This window comes from Acinetobacter sp. UBA1496 (assembly GCF_002324975.1).
GTDB lineage: Bacteria > Pseudomonadota > Gammaproteobacteria > Pseudomonadales > Moraxellaceae > Acinetobacter > Acinetobacter variabilis.
Genome location: NZ_DCRI01000093.1, coordinates 38,957 through 55,500 on the forward strand (window position 1 = coordinate 38,957; position 16,544 = coordinate 55,500).

Annotated in this window: 14 protein-coding genes; 3 read left to right on the plus strand and 11 right to left on the minus strand. The window is 45.0% G+C overall.

The window, feature by feature from the left end; genetic code table 11:
- Positions 1–102 precede the first annotated feature (102 nt).
- The 6 genes from rlmF to B3143_RS10645 all read right to left on the minus strand — a co-directional run bounded on the left by rlmF (position 103) and on the right by B3143_RS10645 (position 9,604).
- The gene (rlmF, locus tag B3143_RS10620; protein WP_104426558.1) at positions 103–1,077 is read right to left on the minus strand and encodes a 23S rRNA (adenine(1618)-N(6))-methyltransferase RlmF; all 975 of its coding nucleotides are present in this window, start codon (positions 1,075–1,077) and stop codon (positions 103–105) included.
- A gap of 224 nt (positions 1,078–1,301) precedes the next feature.
- Positions 1,302–3,341, minus strand: coding sequence for an NAD-dependent DNA ligase LigA (ligA, locus tag B3143_RS10625; protein ID WP_286740452.1), 2,040 nt, complete (start codon positions 3,339–3,341; stop codon positions 1,302–1,304).
- Between the two features lie 96 nt (positions 3,342–3,437).
- Positions 3,438–4,445 carry a cell division protein ZipA C-terminal FtsZ-binding domain-containing protein gene (locus tag B3143_RS10630; protein ID WP_104426560.1) on the minus strand — a complete coding sequence of 336 codons (1,008 nt, stop codon included), beginning with the start codon at positions 4,443–4,445 and terminating at the stop codon, positions 3,438–3,440.
- Between the two features lies 1 nt (position 4,446).
- Positions 4,447–7,899, minus strand: coding sequence for a chromosome segregation protein SMC (gene smc, locus B3143_RS10635; protein WP_175966787.1), 3,453 nt, complete (start codon positions 7,897–7,899; stop codon positions 4,447–4,449).
- Between the two features lie 11 nt (positions 7,900–7,910).
- The gene (locus B3143_RS10640; protein ID WP_005234246.1) at positions 7,911–8,606 is read right to left on the minus strand and encodes a GntR family transcriptional regulator; all 696 of its coding nucleotides are present in this window, start codon (positions 8,604–8,606) and stop codon (positions 7,911–7,913) included.
- Between the two features lie 194 nt (positions 8,607–8,800).
- Entirely contained in the window at positions 8,801–9,604 is an 804-nt protein-coding gene (locus tag B3143_RS10645; protein ID WP_004783347.1) for a sulfite exporter TauE/SafE family protein, read from the minus strand.
- Positions 9,605–9,631: 27 nt separating this feature from the next.
- Here B3143_RS10645 and B3143_RS10650 point away from each other — a divergent pair, with 27 nt between their 5' ends.
- Both B3143_RS10650 and B3143_RS10655 read left to right on the plus strand, forming a co-directional pair.
- Positions 9,632–10,387, plus strand: a complete 756-nt coding sequence (locus B3143_RS10650; RefSeq protein ID WP_286740455.1) for a biotin--[acetyl-CoA-carboxylase] ligase — start codon at positions 9,632–9,634, stop codon at positions 10,385–10,387.
- A gap of 14 nt (positions 10,388–10,401) precedes the next feature.
- Positions 10,402–11,142 carry a type III pantothenate kinase gene (locus B3143_RS10655; RefSeq protein ID WP_286740456.1) on the plus strand — a complete coding sequence of 247 codons (741 nt, stop codon included), beginning with the start codon at positions 10,402–10,404 and terminating at the stop codon, positions 11,140–11,142.
- Here B3143_RS10655 and B3143_RS10660 read toward each other — a convergent pair.
- From B3143_RS10660 to ffh, 3 genes are all read right to left on the minus strand, one after another.
- Positions 11,096–11,701 carry an RBBP9/YdeN family alpha/beta hydrolase gene (locus B3143_RS10660; protein WP_180012869.1) on the minus strand — a complete coding sequence of 202 codons (606 nt, stop codon included), beginning with the start codon at positions 11,699–11,701 and terminating at the stop codon, positions 11,096–11,098. The two genes, B3143_RS10655 and B3143_RS10660, sit on opposite strands and share 47 nt — an antisense overlap.
- A 133-nt stretch (positions 11,702–11,834) precedes the next feature.
- Complete coding sequence (locus B3143_RS10665) at positions 11,835–12,410, minus strand: RBBP9/YdeN family alpha/beta hydrolase (protein ID WP_175966780.1); 576 nt, start codon at positions 12,408–12,410, stop codon at positions 11,835–11,837.
- A gap of 173 nt (positions 12,411–12,583) precedes the next feature.
- Positions 12,584–13,990 carry a signal recognition particle protein gene (gene ffh / locus B3143_RS10670; protein ID WP_104426567.1) on the minus strand — a complete coding sequence of 469 codons (1,407 nt, stop codon included), beginning with the start codon at positions 13,988–13,990 and terminating at the stop codon, positions 12,584–12,586.
- A 138-nt stretch (positions 13,991–14,128) separates the two neighbouring features.
- On the opposite strand from ffh, the gene B3143_RS10675 reads away from it, so the two are divergent.
- Positions 14,129–14,938 carry a cytochrome C assembly family protein gene (locus B3143_RS10675; protein ID WP_004783358.1) on the plus strand — a complete coding sequence of 270 codons (810 nt, stop codon included), beginning with the start codon at positions 14,129–14,131 and terminating at the stop codon, positions 14,936–14,938.
- 55 nt (positions 14,939–14,993) lie between these two features.
- Here the strand turns inward: B3143_RS10675 and B3143_RS10680 are convergent, their stop codons facing one another.
- Entirely contained in the window at positions 14,994–15,773 is a 780-nt protein-coding gene (locus tag B3143_RS10680) for a class I SAM-dependent methyltransferase (RefSeq protein ID WP_286740462.1), read from the minus strand.
- A 140-nt stretch (positions 15,774–15,913) separates the two neighbouring features.
- Entirely contained in the window at positions 15,914–16,513 is a 600-nt protein-coding gene (locus tag B3143_RS10685) for a gamma carbonic anhydrase family protein (RefSeq protein ID WP_286740464.1), read from the minus strand.
- Positions 16,514–16,544: the final 31 nt, after the last annotated feature.

The following is a 16,544-nucleotide window of genomic DNA, read 5'->3' on the forward strand; positions in this document are numbered from 1 at the left end:
ATCTGACAGTGACCGACTTTTTATTGTGTCTGTCAGATTTAGTTTGAGCTTATGCATCAAGTCATTTATCGGCAAGCTTATGACGACTGCTTAAAAATCTACTTAAGCAGAAGTCCAACGCGCATTTTTCCACGCTTGCTGTTGCTTTACATCTAGAAAAGTCCAAGCTACAAAACGACTCTCTTTTTGCCCCTGGGTCATTTTAATGGTTTTTACATCCACTGCACCGCACTTACGCAAGGTATTTAACAGCATAGGCAATGTGGTTTTCTTAGAAACCAGTGTACTAAACCAAAGACATTGCTCAGCAAACTGTGTGCTCTCTTGTACCATCTGGCAAACAAAGCGTTCTTCTCCACCGTCACACCACAGCTCGTTCTTTTGTCCACCAAAGTTTAACACCACTTTAGACCGATCAACCGGTTTGCCAAGTTTGCGTAATTTTTGCGTTGCTGTGGCATTTGCTTCATCTTGCGAAGCATGAAATGGTGGGTTACACAGGGTCAAATCAAAACGATCTGAAGGTTTAATCACCCCTTTGAAAATATTGCTCGGTGTCTTTTGCAATCGAATCTGAATCCCCTTCCTGAGATTCGGATTTGCCTCCACAATAAATTGTGCACTTTTCACCGATGCCGAATGAATGTCTGAGCCAACAAATTTCCAACCATAACTACGATGCCCAATGATCGGATAAATACAGTTCGCCCCTACCCCAATATCTAATACGTGAACGGCGTGTCCTGTTGGAATCTGACCTTTATTATTATCACTTAACAAGTCCGCCAAATAGTGAATATAGTCGGCTCGACCTGGAATCGGTGGGCAAAGATAATCTTGAGGAATATCCCAATATTGAATGCCGTAAAAATGCTTGAGCAATGCTTTATTGAGCATTTTCACAGCTTGAGGATCAGAAAAGTTGACTGAAAGATCGTTATATTGATTCGGGCTGACAAAAGGCGCAAGTTCCGGACAAGTCTTGATAAGCTCAGGAAAATCATAACGACTGCGATGCAGATTTCGTGCATGTAATTGCGATTTTTGTTGCGGAAAAGATTTCTTTGCTTGCGCCATGTGTATGCCAATCATCAACGGGAGAATAGAATCAATCAGGCAGGATCTATACCTGCAAATGAATCGATATTGTACGTGAATTCAACTTACATTGCCGAACCCGTCCTTGTATTTGTCTATCCTCCCCTCTCATTCACCTATAGTTTTGAATTAGCAATAAAAAAGACACCTTAAGATTCATCATCCTGGGTGTCTTTTTTATTTGAGTCATTGTTTAGAACTGATTATTCTTCGATTTGCCCATGCTCTTTCATCAAAGCAATAAATTGCGCTTCATTGATCACGGGCACACCGAGTTTTTCTGCTTTATCGAGCTTAGAACCCGCTTTTTCACCCGCCACCACACATTTGGTTTTACTCGATACACTGCCACTGACCCGTGCACCTAAGGCTTGCAACAGTTGTGTTGCTTCATCACGTCCCATAGAACTTAAAGTTCCAGTCACTACCCAACTTTCACCATTCAGTGGTTGGCGCGTTGGTGCAATTGGTGCATCCCAATGAATACCGGCAGCCAACAAGCGATCCAATACTTCCAGGTTATGCGGTGCCTGGAAGAAATCAACAATCCACTCTGCGGTAATATCACCAACATCCGGTGTTTTCTTTAAAGCGTCTACATCAGCACTACGTAAAGCGTCGAGAGTCTGGAAAGTATTGGCCAGCATACGTGCTGTCGTTTCACCTACGCTACGAATCCCGAGCGCATAAATAAACGCTGCCAATGTAGTTTTCTTGCTGTTCTCAATCGAATCAATGAGATTTTGAACGGACTTTTCACCCATTTTTTCGATTTGCAGTAATTGCTCACGATGCTCATGCAAGTGATAAATATCCGAGACATCTTTTAAAAGATTGAGATGTAACAGTGACTCCACCCAGCGATCGCCCAGACCTTCGATATCCATAGCCTTACGTGAAACAAAGTGACGGATGGTTTCGATGCGCTGCGCCGCACAATACAGTTCACCTGAACAACGTGCCAGTGCTTCACCTTCCGGCATGACGACTGGAGAACCACACACCGGACAGTTCTCAGGTAAATACACTTCTACAGCATCGGCAGGACGAAATTCTGGCCAGACTTTTTCAACTTTAGGAATCACGTCACCACTACGGTAAACGCTGACCGTATCCCCGATCCTTACATCCAGACGGTGAATTTCACCAATATTATGCAGGGTCACATTGGAAACCGTCACACCGCCCACGGCAACCGGATTTAAACGTGCCACAGGGGTCAACGTTCCGGTACGGCCCACTTGCCAGTCAATATTTTCAACGGTGGTCAATGCCGCCACTGCCGGGAATTTATAAGCGGTTGCCCAACGTGGTTCACGGCTCAAGAAACCCAGTTTTTGTTGCTGTTTCAGGTCATTGACCTTAATGACCATACCATCGATTTCGACACTAAGCTTTGAACGTTCTTCAATGATTTGCTCGTAAACTTTTTGCACTTCCTGGATGCTACTGCAGATAAAATGCCGCTCACCAACAGCAAAGCCAAATTGCTGTAGCCATTCCAAACTGCCTGACATTGTGGTTTGACCATGATGTGGTACACACTGGGCAATTCCATAAGCATAGAAAGCCAAAGGTCTAGAAGCTGCAATATTCGGATCAAGCTGGCGTAAACTGCCGGCCGCAGCGTTACGTGGATTGGCAAAAGTTTTTTCGCCTTTCGCTGCATTGGCCGCATTCAGACGTTCAAAGCCGGATTTCGGCATCAGCACTTCGCCTCGCACTTCCAGTAATTCTGGAATCACGCCATTCACTGGAGACAGAAATTTCGGCAGGTTACGAATGGTTTTGACATTCTGGGTAATATCTTCGCCAGTTTCCCCATCACCACGAGTGACACCACGAACCAGTACGCCATGTTCATACCAGAGGGAAATTGCCAGACCGTCAAATTTCAGCTCAACATCGTATTCAATCTTTTGATTGGGTAAACGCTCTTCAATACGGCGTGCGAAAGCAAACAGATCATCCTGATTGAACACGTTGCCTAAAGACAGCATTGGCACCGCATGCGTTACGGTCAGAAATTTGGAAAGTGCCTGACCGCCTACTTTAACTGTCGGTGTGTCTGGCTGTTGTAAATGTGGATATTGTTCTTCTAAAGCTTTGAGCTGATGAAAGAGCTGATCATATTCACTGTCTTCAATCGTAGGTCGATCCATCACATAATAAGCATGATTATGCTTGGCAATCAGTTGAATCAATTGACGCATTTGCGCAATGACAGTGGCATCTTGGGTCATAATTTCACCATAAAAAAGGGCGGAAAATCCGCCCTATACAATATTCAGCTTTTCGCTATTATAAAAATCGGATTCTGCAGATTCAATATTGGAATATTAAACTTCTGCAGTCTGTCCAGCACGATAATCAATCGCCTGATGACGCCAGAATTCACGTAATTGTGGGGTCATTTCCTGCTGGTTCTGATCATAAACCAGACCATCCACTTCACGCGCAATCAGACGTGAAATGCTGTCCATGGTATCGAAGGCATTCTGTACATCACTATGCGGTAAAGCCAGGAAGAATGCCAAACCTTTGACTTCTTCAGTCGACAGAGTTTCTAAGTCAAAACCTTCCATACCGGTATCTGCCATACGCAATACTGAAAATAGCAGTTTCGAGCCATCTTCACTATAACGATGGAAACATGCCAGCTCACCATAACGCAGGCCATATTTCAATAAAACTTTTAAGGTTTTTTCACCTGAAAGAGCACGGCCCTGTGGATAAACATGCAAAGAAATAATCGTTTCAGCATTAGCCAGCGAACATTCTTCATCCACAATTTTTTGCTCATGTAGATGTGCATCCAGAATACTACTTTCATCATTGAAGTCAGAAATTTCAGCTTTCTCGATATTGCTATTCAGGCTAAATTCAGCTGCTTTAGGCTCTTTTTCTGTTTCTGCTACTTCTACTGTTTCAGGCTTATTTTCTTGTTCAGCAGATGTTGTGGTTTCTTCAGCTTTGGTTACTTCCGGTTCTGCTTCCTCTGCAACCACCGGTGTATCGAGTGAACTTGCTGCTTTGGTTTCGGGCTGGGCGGTTTCAGTCAAAGTTGGCTCTACTTTGGCTGCTTCTTGTTGTTCTTCCGCAGGTGCAATATTGTTTACCACTTCTTCATTCAGACTCGGTTCCACACGTGCAGCTGCCGGACTTTCTGTTTTAGACAGTTGAGATCGTACATGCCTTGGAATAACCGGAGTCTGGCTGTCAGGATCAATATGCAGATCCGCATCCAGTGACGGTACAGCCTCCGCAGGTTTTTTCAAGATCAGTCTTATGCCGAATAGCATAATCACAATTGCAATAACAATCCCGATAATTGTGGTGATTTCCATGTTATACCTCCGCAGCTAAGCCGTATTCTTTTGCCTGTTCCAAATTTACTGTCACTAATTTTGAGGTTCCCGGTTCAGGCATGGTTACACCTAAAAGATCAGTCGCCATCATCATTGCAAGTTTGTTATGGGTAATATAAATAAATTGCACTTGTTCAGAAAGCTCTTTGACTAACTTACAAAAACGCCCCACATTGGCATCGTCCAGCGGTGCATCCACTTCATCCAATACACAGAATGGTGCCGGATTTAGGCGGAAAATTGCAAAGACCAGTGCTAATGCGGTTAAAGCCTTTTCACCACCAGAAAGCAATGCCAGTGAGCTGTTGCGCTTGCCCGGTGGGCGAGCCATCAGTTTTACACCCGATTGCCATCCATCTTCAAGACTTAAACTCGCTTCACCGCCCTCAAATACTTTCGGGAACAGGTTTTGTAGCTCGGCATTGACCTGATCGAAGGTATTCATAAACAGCTTACGGGTTTCCTGATCAATACTTTTCATTGCTGCCTGCAGCTGTTCAACGGTATTTTCCAGATCCTGAATCTGATGGTTGAGTTCATCATAGCGTTTCGAAACTTCTTCATACTCTTCAGAAGCTGCCAGATTCACTGCACCCAGTTTATCGAATTGAGCCTGTGCTTTTTCCAGTTTGGCCTGATGTACTTTTACATCAATATTCAGCCCTGAAATTACTTCACTATTCAACTCTTTCAGCTGCTCTGAATAATGCTGTAAATCAGATTTGGCAGCTTGCCAAGCCAGACGTTTGGCTTCCAGTTCAGTACGCAATTGTTCATCTTGCTGCTGGAAAGTGTGGCGCTGCTCAGTCAGGTGCTGCTGCTTGCTCTGGATCTGATTCAGCTCGATCTGCCAGTCTGCCCAGGTCTTTTGCAGTTTTTCCGTAATCAGAGCTTGTTCATTAAACTGGCTCTGTAAAGCAGGCAATTCCAGCTGTACCGGATCGACAAACTTTTTGGCCTGTTCTATTTGCGCAATAATCTGCTGATACTGCTCTTTTAAAAACAACTGGTCTTTTTCCAGCAATTCAGCCTGCTGCTGACTTTGTACCGTTTGACGGCGCAGTAATTCCAATTCCTGCTGCGCCTGTTGGGTGACTTGCTGTGAGTCTTCCAGCTGGGCATTAAGTTCTTCTAGCTGGAATTGCAAGGTCTTGTAATTGGGCAGTGCCTGTTCCAGTTTCAGATTCAGTGCATGCAGATCAATTTCCAGATCATCTTTCTGCATCGCATCTTCTTCCAGCTGCTCATCCAGTTGCTGTAACTGGTTCTGCAGTTGCTGTTTTTGTACCGCAAAGGCCTGTGTCGCACTTTGGACTTTGGCAATGTTCAGATCAAGCTGTTGTAACTGCTCTTGTGCCTGCTTCTGCTGCTCATTGATGCTTTGAATCTGGCTTTGCAAAGTTTTTACTTGAGCAGTGAGTTCAGGTAACTGTTGCTCTAGATCTGCGAATTTCGGTTCAAGCTGAGTCAATTGCTGCTCAATTTCATCCAGACGGATACGATGACTCAATGCCCCTTGTCCCGCCTGACTGGCTTCATCATAGTCCAAGGCAATTACCCAATCTGGTCCAACATGATAGCCATCCAGACTTAAGATCGACTGGCCTGTTCTCAGCTGAGTTTGTAAACCAACTGCCCGTTTAAAGTTCTCAGCTACGGCCACCTGTTGCCAGAGCGAATATTGAGGCGCTTCAATCCAGTCTGCTAAACAATGGAGTTCAGCGATCTGAATATTATCCTGTATCATCTGAGCTTTGAGCTGGCGTGCACTATTCTCTAAAAAATGCTCAGTTTCTTCTAATACTTGCGCAGAAAGCCATTTCGCCAGGAACTTTTCAATCAGGCTGGCATGAGCTTTGGCCTGTGGATTCAGCTTCAACACCTGCATTAACTGCACCGCATCCGCTTTGACGTTTGGATTGGCTTTGGTCAGTAACTGGCTCAGGTTTTTGCGTTCTGATTGCAGCACCTGAATTTCTGATTTCATCTGTATGAGCAATTGCTGCTGACCTGCCTGTTCTGCCTGTAGCTGCTCAAGCCCAGTTTTCAGTGTTTTGAGCTGAGTCTCAAAGCCAGTGATTTGCTGTTCAGTTTCAGCTCTATCAGCCTGATACTGTTCCAGCTCATATTGCTGCGCCTGCTGCTGAATTTGTGCTGCCTGCTGTTGCAAGGTTTCTTTTTGCTGTTCAATCCGGACAATATTTTTAGCCAGCTGTTCACTTTGCGCCAGCATTTGCTGTTTACGTTGTTGCTGTTGCTCAACCTGGGTTTTAATCTGAGCAAACTGGGCAGCAATTGTGCCTTGCTGGGATTTCAGATCAGTCAGACCCTGGTTTTGTTCCTGACTTTGACCTTCCTGCTGCTGCAATTGTGCAGTCTGATCTTCGAGTTGTTGATGCAGGGTGTCCAGTTGCAATTCAATCAGCTGTAAACGTTCTTTGGTTTGCGCTTTTTGTTCTTCCAGCTTGACCAGACTGGTCGAGTTCTGCTGCAATAAGGACTGCTTTTGCTGCAGGGTCATTTTCAGTTCGCTGAGCTTTTTCTCAGCCTGTTGCCATTCAGTTTGTAGCGGTGTGGACTGTTGAATCAGGCGCTGGAACAGTTCACTGGTCGCTCCCAGATCATGCTCAACAGTAGTCAATTCAGAACGTACCAGCTTAAAATTCTCGCCCAGTGTATTCATCTGCACAGTATACTCTTCTTGCAGACGCTGGCTTTGTTCACACTGAAATGACAGGATTTCGATCTTGATGGTACGGATCTGGCCTTCCAGTTCCTTATATTGAATCGCAGTTTCTGACTGGCGTTTTAAGGTTTTAAGCTGAGACTTTAACTCTGAGGCAATATCTTCCAGACGCGACAGGTTCTGCGTAGTGTGATCCAGATGCAGCATGGTCTCGCGGCGACGTGCCTGATAACGGGAAACACCGGCAGCTTCTTCAATAAAGACTCGCATTTCTTCCGGCTTGGCATCCACCAGACGGTTAATCATGCCCTGTTCAATAATTGCATAAGAACGCGGTCCTAGACCGGTTCCCAGAAAAATATCGGTAATATCACGACGTCGGCATTTGGTGCCATTCAGGAAATATTCAGACTTGCCATCACGGTTAACCTGACGACGCACTGCCAGCTCATTATAGGCATTATACGCACCGCCCAGCTTGCCATAGGTATTATCAAAGCGCAGTTCTACACTAGCGATGCCCACCGGTTTACGCTTGGCAGTTCCGGTAAAAATCACATCCTGCATGCTGCCACCACGTAGTTGGCGCGCACTGGACTCACCCATCACCCAGCGTATGGCATCAATCACATTTGATTTACCACAACCATTGGGTCCCACCACTGCAGTCCGGTTATCCTTGAAGTGTAAGGTGGTACTGTCAGCAAAAGATTTGAAGCCTGAAAGTTTTAAACTGCTTAAACGCATAGTGTCCTGATTTAACGTCGTGAGCGTCTGGCCCACGCAAGTTCAATTTGTTTCATCCGTGTCAGAGATTCCAACACAAGGTTGCGCAAGTGTCGACAAAAATCTTCCATAAATAACGTCGCCTGATGGGATTTACGAATTAAAATCGCTTCCGTCACCAGTTTAAATAATTCAAAAGATTCCTGTAGCTCACGTCTTGAAATATTCAGGGTCAGAAAATAGCTACGGCGTAAAGATGGCAATAGTTCCTGATAGTAGCGCATCAGGTAAAGATTACCGACCATCTCCTGTTGCTGGGCCATTCCCTGAAAGATCAAATCATAAAACTTTTCGGTATGGCCTTGGCGGGTTTCGGCTTCCAATTGTTCTAATAATAGCTGAATGCGCTCTGCCTCATGACTGCGCCAGGTCTCCGCCATACGATGTACCATCTGCCCCAGCAATAAAGAGGTCAGGTCAAACAGGGCACGAACCTGCATGGCCGACATTTCCGAGACAATAGCACCGCGACGCGGGAAGATTTCAATCAACTGGGTACGTTCAAGCAAGAGCAAGGCTTCTCGGACTGATCCCCGACTGACGTCAAGCTCCGATGCAATTCTGAGTTCCTGGATGCGTTCGCCTTCAACCAGTTCACCCCGGATAATCTGTTCACTGATATGCTTGGCAATCTGTTCAGACAAACTGTGTGCTTCTTGTTGTTGCATACTGTTCCTGTCTTATTTTTATTGATGCAAGTGCAGTCATTCTGGATGACTTTTCAGCTATTAAACGGCTTTTTTGCAGGAAATACTTTGACATTGTCAGACAATCTTGTGTCTATACAGCCAACCCAGTCAAAGAAAAAGGAGAATAGTGACCTATTCTCCTCAAAAAATTTAGCTGATAAAAAATGAGTAGTTCAGGCAGTAAAGCCTTGATAGATAAAATACAGACCAACTGTAGTCAGCAAGGCCGCAAAACATTTTTTTAATAGAACTGGTGATAATAAATGCGCCACTTTTGCACCAAATTTTGCAGTAATAAAACTCATCACACTAATACCAATAAACGCATAAATATGAATATAACCAATCGTATTTGGCACTTCGACTTCAGCTTTCTGACCAAACCAGATGAAACCTAAGGCACCGGCCACCGCGATCGGCAAACCGCAGGCAGCAGAAGTGGCTACCGCTTTCTGGATGACGACACCACAACGATTAAGGAAAGGCACAGTCAAACTGCCGCCACCAATCCCGAATATGGCCGATGCCACGCCAATGCCGCCACCCGCTGCCAGCTGTAATGCAGCTGAAGGCAATTTCTGATTCGGATCAACCTGATAATGTGCGCCTCTAAACATTCTGAATGCAATCCAGACTGCAAAGAAGCCAATCAGCAATTGCAGACCTTGGCCCGATAAATAATCTGCAATTCCAGCTCCTAAGAATGAGCCAATGACCAGGCCGGGTGCCAGATTACGCACTACATCCCATAACACTGCCCCTCTCTGATGATGTGCCATCACCGAACTAATTGAGGTCACAATAATCGTGGCCAGAGAAGTTCCAACTGCCATATGCATAATCACGCTTGGATCGTACTGGAGCTGGGTAAAAACAATGTACAGGATTGGCACGATAATCAGACCACCACCAACGCCAAACAGGCCTGCGGCAAATCCTGCAATTGCACCAATCAATAAATATATGATTAACTCCATAACGACATTTACCACGTTTAGATTCAAATGGATGTAGAAACTCGCGAACTGCAGCAACGTTTAAGTCAAGCAGGCCAACTCCCTGAAGTGCTGCTGATCAAGCCCATTACCACATCGACCAATGACGATGTCCGGGAACTGGCAACCAAAGGGGTACAACAGGTACTGGTGTGTAGCCGCGTGCAAACCCAAGGACGTGGACAGCGTCAACGTCAGTGGATTTCTCCTGAGGGGAACATCTATTTAAGCACATTGCTGCATACACAAACAGCAATCGATGGTCGTCTGGCGCTGGAAATTGCATTAAATATCCTGCAAATGCCAAGTCTAAAAGGACTGGACTTGCAGGTAAAATGGCCCAATGACCTGTACAGCCTGCAAGGGAAATGGGGCGGCATTCTGATTGAACTGATTTCGACCCAACAGGTGGTGGTCGGCGTCGGGATCAATATCAGTCCACTCACGGAAAGCGTTCCAGACCAGCAGGTGACTTCTCTGACTGAATTGGGACTACAGCATGCTTCACGCGTGGATCTGATTGCCGAGTTGTATCTGGCTATTCAGCAAGCGGGTGAATGGTTTAATTATGGCAGTCAGAATCTGCCGGCACGGTTTAACCAATATGCCGCATTTTTCCAGCAAACAGTTGAATTTACCGATATTCAAGGCCAATATTTCGGAACTTTCCTCGGCATTCAGGATGATGGTGCCGTTATTATCGAAACGGATGCAGGGACACAAACATTTTATCAGGGGCAACTCCGTCTCAAAAACGGCGGCTGAACAGGCATCATTCAATGAAAAAACTATGGTTGGATATCGGCAATACACGGCTCAAATACTGGATTACGGAGCAGAACCAGATCATTGAACATGCCGCGGAAATGCATTTGCAATCACCTGCCGACTTACTTCTTGGCTTGATTCAGCACTTTAAGAGTTTAGGCTTGCATCAGGTCGGAATTTCTTCAGTACTGGACAAAGCGAATAATGTCCGTATTCAATCGATTTTGACCTGCCTGAACATTCCTGTAGTTTTTGCCACGGTACAGGCACGCTATGCAGGTTTGATCTGTGGCTATGATGATCCTTCACAGCTTGGGATTGACCGCTGGTTGCAGGTGCTGGCCGTTGCCAAGTCAGCCGACCAAGATTACTGTGTCATCAGCTGCGGGACTGCCCTGACCATTGATCTAGCCCAAGGCCAAGAACATCTCGGAGGTTATATCCTGCCGAATCTGTATTTACAACGCGACTCCCTGATCCAGAATACCAAAGGCATTAAAATCCCGGATGCAGCTTTCGAGGAACTCAGTCCTGGACGCAATACCATTGATGCCGTGCATCATGGCATTTTATTCGGTCTGCTCAGTACCATTGAAAAAGTACTGCAAGATTTTCCGGCACAGCTGATCCTGACCGGTGGAGATGCTGCACTCTTTGCCCAGCATCTCGAACGGTTTCAGCCCGTGATTGAACCAGACTTATTACTTAAAGGCCTGCAGCATTTTGCAGATCATTTGCCAGACACAGTTTGAGGAGCTCGAGTAACTTTGAAAAATCTGCATAGCCATCCAGCTTGTTAAAATGCCCTGCATTTTTGATTTCAAAAATCTGTGCATTCAGGCTATGGCCCAAACGCAGTGAAATCGGTGCAGGTACATAAGGATCATTGCTGGAAAGCAGCATTACAAAGCGTTTGGCACCATGTGATAGATTGTTCAGATCTAACTTTACTGCCTGCACCATTTTATTCAGTTCCGACCAAGCCACCAGTGGTGTATCAAAAGCTGCGACTAACATGAGCCCGCCAATTTTCAATTGTGTACGGCTATAGTGTTCTTCAAGAAACTTTAGAGCACTTAAGCCACCCAAGCCATGCGCAACAATGAAACTATGCTCATCCAGATGCGGAATCTGCAGTTTCAGGTTGTGCTGCCATTCTTCCAGATCAGGTTGAAAAGGGTTGGCCAGCATGATCCGTTTGGCCTCGAACCCTGCGTCTTTGATCTGCCGGCTTAACCATGGATACCAGTGGTCATTTGAGGTCGCCTGATAATCAGGCACGATATAGACTTTCTTCGTTATATTTTTCATAGCATTGTACTTATTATATTGAGAGCAAAATGCTCCGACAAAAGTTAAGTTTTTAATTATTAGCGGATGAAATTCAATATTCCTTATTCAACTTCATCCTGCCATCATTGAACCAATCTATTCATCATCCTCCCTATTCAGTGGAAGATTGAATCAGATAAGGCTGAATCACTCGCCAGACTTCCGGCAGTTCAGTACAGCCCTGCGAATTAATAAAATGCCCTTGATGCTCGGCACAGACCACGATAGCATCCAAACTTTCCGCCTGCTCCAGGCTAAAGTCAGGCTGAACCCGATCGTCACCTTCCGAATAAATCACCACACGTTCATCAATCTGACGTTTCAGTAAATCAAAATCCACTTCAGCCGCGTCAATGAAAGGATTAACTTCTTCCAGACGTCCCAGTCTGCCATTAAAACCGGCCACCAAAACCAGTTGCCTGATTCTCTGATTTTTTAATTCGCGACTTAAATAATGTAATGCAGCCAGACAACCCAAGCTATGTGCAATAAAAATGCTGTTTTCGTCAATCCCGTCAATCTGTTCACGCATTTGCTGTTCCCAGACCTCCAGTTTTGGCGTAGTCGATGGGTCAAGTCTGAGTACTTTCAAGCTGACATGTTCCTGCTGGGCTTTTTCCTGAATCCATGGAAACCAGTTTTCTTCAGGACTTGCGGTATAGCCATGCACCACAATCACTTGAGTCATTATATACATCCTTCTGTATTATTTTATCTGTATTATTTTATTTCGAATGTTTTCGAGTCTGCCTGATTTTTCTGGAAATTTGGGTAAGCAAATGTTGTTTTGTTTAAACTAGATATAAAAGAAAATACAGACAATAAAAAAGGCGCTATACGCGCCTTTCTTACTTAAAACAGTTATTTTTTGTCGTTGCCGCCGAACAGTGGACCCATACCACCGCCGCCACCAAACTGTTTTTGCAGACCGCTCAGTGATTTCATCATTTTTGCCATACCCGACGGATTGGCAAATTTCTTCATCATCTTCGCCATTTGCGCATGCTGCTTGATCAGCTTGTTGACTTCTGAGACTTCCATACCGCAACCTGCTGCAATACGCTTTTTACGGCTTGGATTCATCAGGTCAGGGTTACGGCGTTCCTTAATGGTCATTGACTGAATAATCGCTTCCATTTTCTTCACTTGCTTTTCAGGATTCGCCTGCGCAATCGCATCTTGAATACCAGAATTGCTCATACCTGGAAGTTTGTCCAGGAAGCCCATCATGCCGCCCATCTTGTTCATCTGCTCGAATTGCATCAGCATATCTTCAAAGTTGAAGCTACCGCCTTTCTGCAATTTCTTCGCCATTTTTTCGGCTTTTTCTTTGTCGATTTTGCGTTCAACTTCTTCGACTAAAGAAAGCACGTCACCCATGCCCAGAATACGCTGTGCCACACGTTCCGGATGGAATGGTTCAAGGGCATCCAGTTTTTCGCCCATACCAAGAAACTTGATTGGCTTGCCAGTAATCGCACGAACAGACAGTGCTGCACCACCACGCGCATCACCATCAGTTTTGGTCAGGATCACACCCGTCAAAGGAAGCGCATCATTAAATGCTTTGGCCGTATTTGCCGCATCCTGACCGGTCATGGCATCAACCACGAACAGGGTTTCAGTCGGATTAATCGCTGCATGCAGCTCTTTAATCTCTTCCATCATATCGTCATCGATATGCAGACGACCTGCGGTATCGACAATCAACACATCGGCAAACTGGATTTTTGCCTGTTCAATTGCACGATTAACGATACTGATTGGCTTTTCAGTAGCACTTGATTCAAGGAAAATCGCGCCAACTTCGCCAGCCACTGTCTGTAACTGCTTGATCGCAGCCGGACGATAAACGTCGGCAGACACCATAGCCACTTTTTTCTTTTGACGTTCTTGAAGAAAGCGTGCAAGTTTGGCTGCAGTCGTGGTTTTACCCGCACCCTGCAAACCGGCAAGCAGTACCACCACCGGTGGTTTGGCTGCAAGGTCAAGGCTTTCATTGGCCTCGCCCATCATTTTGGTCAATTCGTCATGAACGATTTTGACGAAAGCTTGCCCTGGTGATAACTGAGTCATCACTTCCTGGCCTAATGCTTCTTCCTTAACTTTCGCGATAAATTCACGAGTTACAGGTAACGCAACGTCGGCTTCAAGAAGTGCCATACGTACTTCACGTAACGTATCTTTAATATTGTCTTCGGTTAGCTGCCCTGAGCCAGTAACATTTCTTAAACTCTGCGTGAGTCGTTCTGTTAAGGTATCAAACATTGCAAAATCCGCTTAAAATAGCCAGTAGCAAAAAATTGTTTCTTAAAATAGAAAATTTATGCATAGAATGCTATAGGATACTGTAGTTCGCACTGAATTTATATAAATGAATATTCATCACCCTTAAAAAGGTTTGACATGCTTAGCCTACCCTTGGTTTACACGATCTTAGCATTAATCGCTTATACCTCCTCTTTTTGGTATCTGTTCATTCATTTAATGACTAAACGTACTCCAAATCAATGGTTTGTCGGCTTAACAGCTTTAGTCGGACTGGTACTCCATGCTTTGGTTTTATCAGGTGACATGTATACCCCGATGGGGATGAATTATGATGTATTTGCCTTACTTTCCTTTACTTCAGGGCTAATGCTACTGCTGAGTATCATTTACAGTACCTATCGGCCGATTATTGCGCTAAACCTGATTGGTATTCCCGTCGCTGCGACCGGCCTGATCCTCGGTTTTAGTTTCACCCAGCCAGCGAAAGTCATTGCACAGAATTCCCTAGGTCTGGATATTCATATTATCTTGTCCCTATCTGCTTACGCTGTGTTATTGATGGCGACGATTCAGGCCGTCATTTTGCGGTTTCAGGATCGTGAACTGAAGAAAAAACAGAAACGTCGGGTTTGGGTGAATCTGTTGCCATCCTATCAGGATATGGAATCTTTATTGTTCGATATGCTGATGACCGGTTTCATTTTACTGACACTGGCATTGGGTTTCGGCTTCTTTACCATCGATAATTTCTTTGCCCAGCATCTGGCCCATAAGACTGCCTTTAGTATTGTGTCCTGGCTGGTTTATGGTGCATTACTGATTGGACACTGGAAATTTGGCTGGCGTGGCCAGAAAGCAGTTCGTTTTACCTTGCTTGGGTTTGGCCTGCTGGCGCTTGGTTTTATCGGTTCCAAGTTTGTGCTGGAAATGCTATTAAACAAATAAAGTGATTGATCCTCGATCGATATTACAAAAGCCCAGCTAAGACTGGGCTTTTTATTTAATTATCCTTTTCTTTATCTGGATTCACTTTCCCTACCCGTACAGATAGGGGCCAGCTCACTATCCGGGGCAATTCCGGATCTTCCCATTCTGGCAATAAGGCATCTGCCAGTATATTCAGCGGATTATGTCCGAGTGCCTGAGTGGCTGCTTTTACGGCTGACCAAGTGCTCATATAGCCTATCAGTTGGTAAAAGTTCCACTCGACTTGTAATACCGGCGGCTGTACAGCAATTTCATGAAATGGGAATGGCAGATTTTTGTAGCCTTCATCAACATGGCGACGTTCAGGTGCCCAATAGAGCGCGATCGTCACTTCATAAAAATGTCTGAAATAATGATTCAGATGTTCTTCATCGACACTGAATACCCCATAACTAATAAGAGCCAGAATGGCATTGGGTTTTGCAATACGGCGAACTTCCGCATAGAACTTGTCCAGATCCAGCCAATGTGCAGCCTGTGCAACTGAAATCAGATCCACACTCTGGTCAACACATGGGATTTCTTCGGCTAAGGCCTGATGATATTGAATTTTCGGATGAGGTTGGGCCTGTGCGATTTGTTCGCTACTCGCATCAATGGCAATCACCTGATCAAAATAATGTGCCAAAACCTCTGAAAACTGTCCTGAGCCACAGCCAACATCTAAAGCTACTTTCGTACTCGGTGCTAGCTCTGCAAGTATCTTCCCCAAAGTGTCCGGATAATGCGGGCGAAACAAGGCATAATCTTGGGACTGCTGGGAGAAATGGTCTTTAAATTCCCGACTTTCCATCTGCACTTTCCTAACCTGTTTTCTCACAGCTTAACTCGATCCGGAAAGGCGACAATAGTAATTTGGTTTCATTTCCAATAATTTTAAAACTAAAAAATTAGCGTATTTTAATTATCTAAATTTTTTAAAAATCAGCGAGTTTAACTATTTTGCTTGATTTGATAATCCGCTTTAAGGTTCTGATAACTACGTCGCTCTGCGGAATTTTCGGTTAAAGCTTCTACTTCCTGCATGGTATTCAAGCAACGTGTAGTGAGCTGGATATATTGCTCGGTGCCATGGCTTTTCCAGGCAATTTCTTTTTCTTCTAAAGGACGGATGACTTTTGCCGGACTGCCAAGTACCAGATTATTTGCTGGCACTTTGAATTTAGCCTTAACTGTACTGTTGGCCCCAACAATAACATTCTCCCCGATTTCGGCCTCATCCAGAATTACACTGTTCATACCGATCAAGGCATTTTTTCGTACCACGCAGCCATGCAGAATGGCACCATGACCAACATGGCCATATTCTTCAACCAAGGTCATACTGTCCGGAAATCCATGAATGGTACAGGAATCCTGTACATTGGCATTTTTCTGGATATGAATCCGGCCAAAATCGGCACGCAACGAAGCGAACGGACCAATATAAACTCCGGCTTCAATGATCACATCACCGATCAGCACAGCCGTAGGATGGACATAAGCTTTAGGGCTGACGACAGGAATAACCCCATCAATCGCATAACATGGCATAGACTCCTCCTTGAGCTACTAGGTTCATGAT

What these genes read in the sequence shown, in the direction of transcription:
- rlmF (WP_104426558.1), bottom strand. Translation starts at nt 1,077, where the DNA reads ATGGCGCAAGCAAAGAAATCTTTTCCGCAACAAAAATCGCAATTACAT.
- ligA (WP_286740452.1), bottom strand. Translation starts at nt 3,341, where the DNA reads ATGACCCAAGATGCCACTGTCATTGCGCAAATGCGTCAATTGATTCAA.
- B3143_RS10630 (WP_104426560.1), bottom strand. Translation starts at nt 4,445, where the DNA reads ATGGAAATCACCACAATTATCGGGATTGTTATTGCAATTGTGATTATG.
- smc (WP_175966787.1), bottom strand. Translation starts at nt 7,899, where the DNA reads ATGCGTTTAAGCAGTTTAAAACTTTCAGGCTTCAAATCTTTTGCTGAC.
- B3143_RS10640 (WP_005234246.1), bottom strand. Translation starts at nt 8,606, where the DNA reads ATGCAACAACAAGAAGCACACAGTTTGTCTGAACAGATTGCCAAGCAT.
- B3143_RS10645 (WP_004783347.1), bottom strand. Translation starts at nt 9,604, where the DNA reads ATGGAGTTAATCATATATTTATTGATTGGTGCAATTGCAGGATTTGCC.
- B3143_RS10650 (WP_286740455.1), top strand. Translation starts at nt 9,632, where the DNA reads ATGGATGTAGAAACTCGCGAACTGCAGCAACGTTTAAGTCAAGCAGGC.
- B3143_RS10655 (WP_286740456.1), top strand. Translation starts at nt 10,402, where the DNA reads ATGAAAAAACTATGGTTGGATATCGGCAATACACGGCTCAAATACTGG.
- B3143_RS10660 (WP_180012869.1), bottom strand. Translation starts at nt 11,701, where the DNA reads ATGAAAAATATAACGAAGAAAGTCTATATCGTGCCTGATTATCAGGCG.
- B3143_RS10665 (WP_175966780.1), bottom strand. Translation starts at nt 12,410, where the DNA reads ATGACTCAAGTGATTGTGGTGCATGGCTATACCGCAAGTCCTGAAGAA.
- ffh (WP_104426567.1), bottom strand. Translation starts at nt 13,990, where the DNA reads ATGTTTGATACCTTAACAGAACGACTCACGCAGAGTTTAAGAAATGTT.
- B3143_RS10675 (WP_004783358.1), top strand. Translation starts at nt 14,129, where the DNA reads ATGCTTAGCCTACCCTTGGTTTACACGATCTTAGCATTAATCGCTTAT.
- B3143_RS10680 (WP_286740462.1), bottom strand. Translation starts at nt 15,773, where the DNA reads ATGGAAAGTCGGGAATTTAAAGACCATTTCTCCCAGCAGTCCCAAGAT.
- B3143_RS10685 (WP_286740464.1), bottom strand. Translation starts at nt 16,513, where the DNA reads ATGCCATGTTATGCGATTGATGGGGTTATTCCTGTCGTCAGCCCTAAA.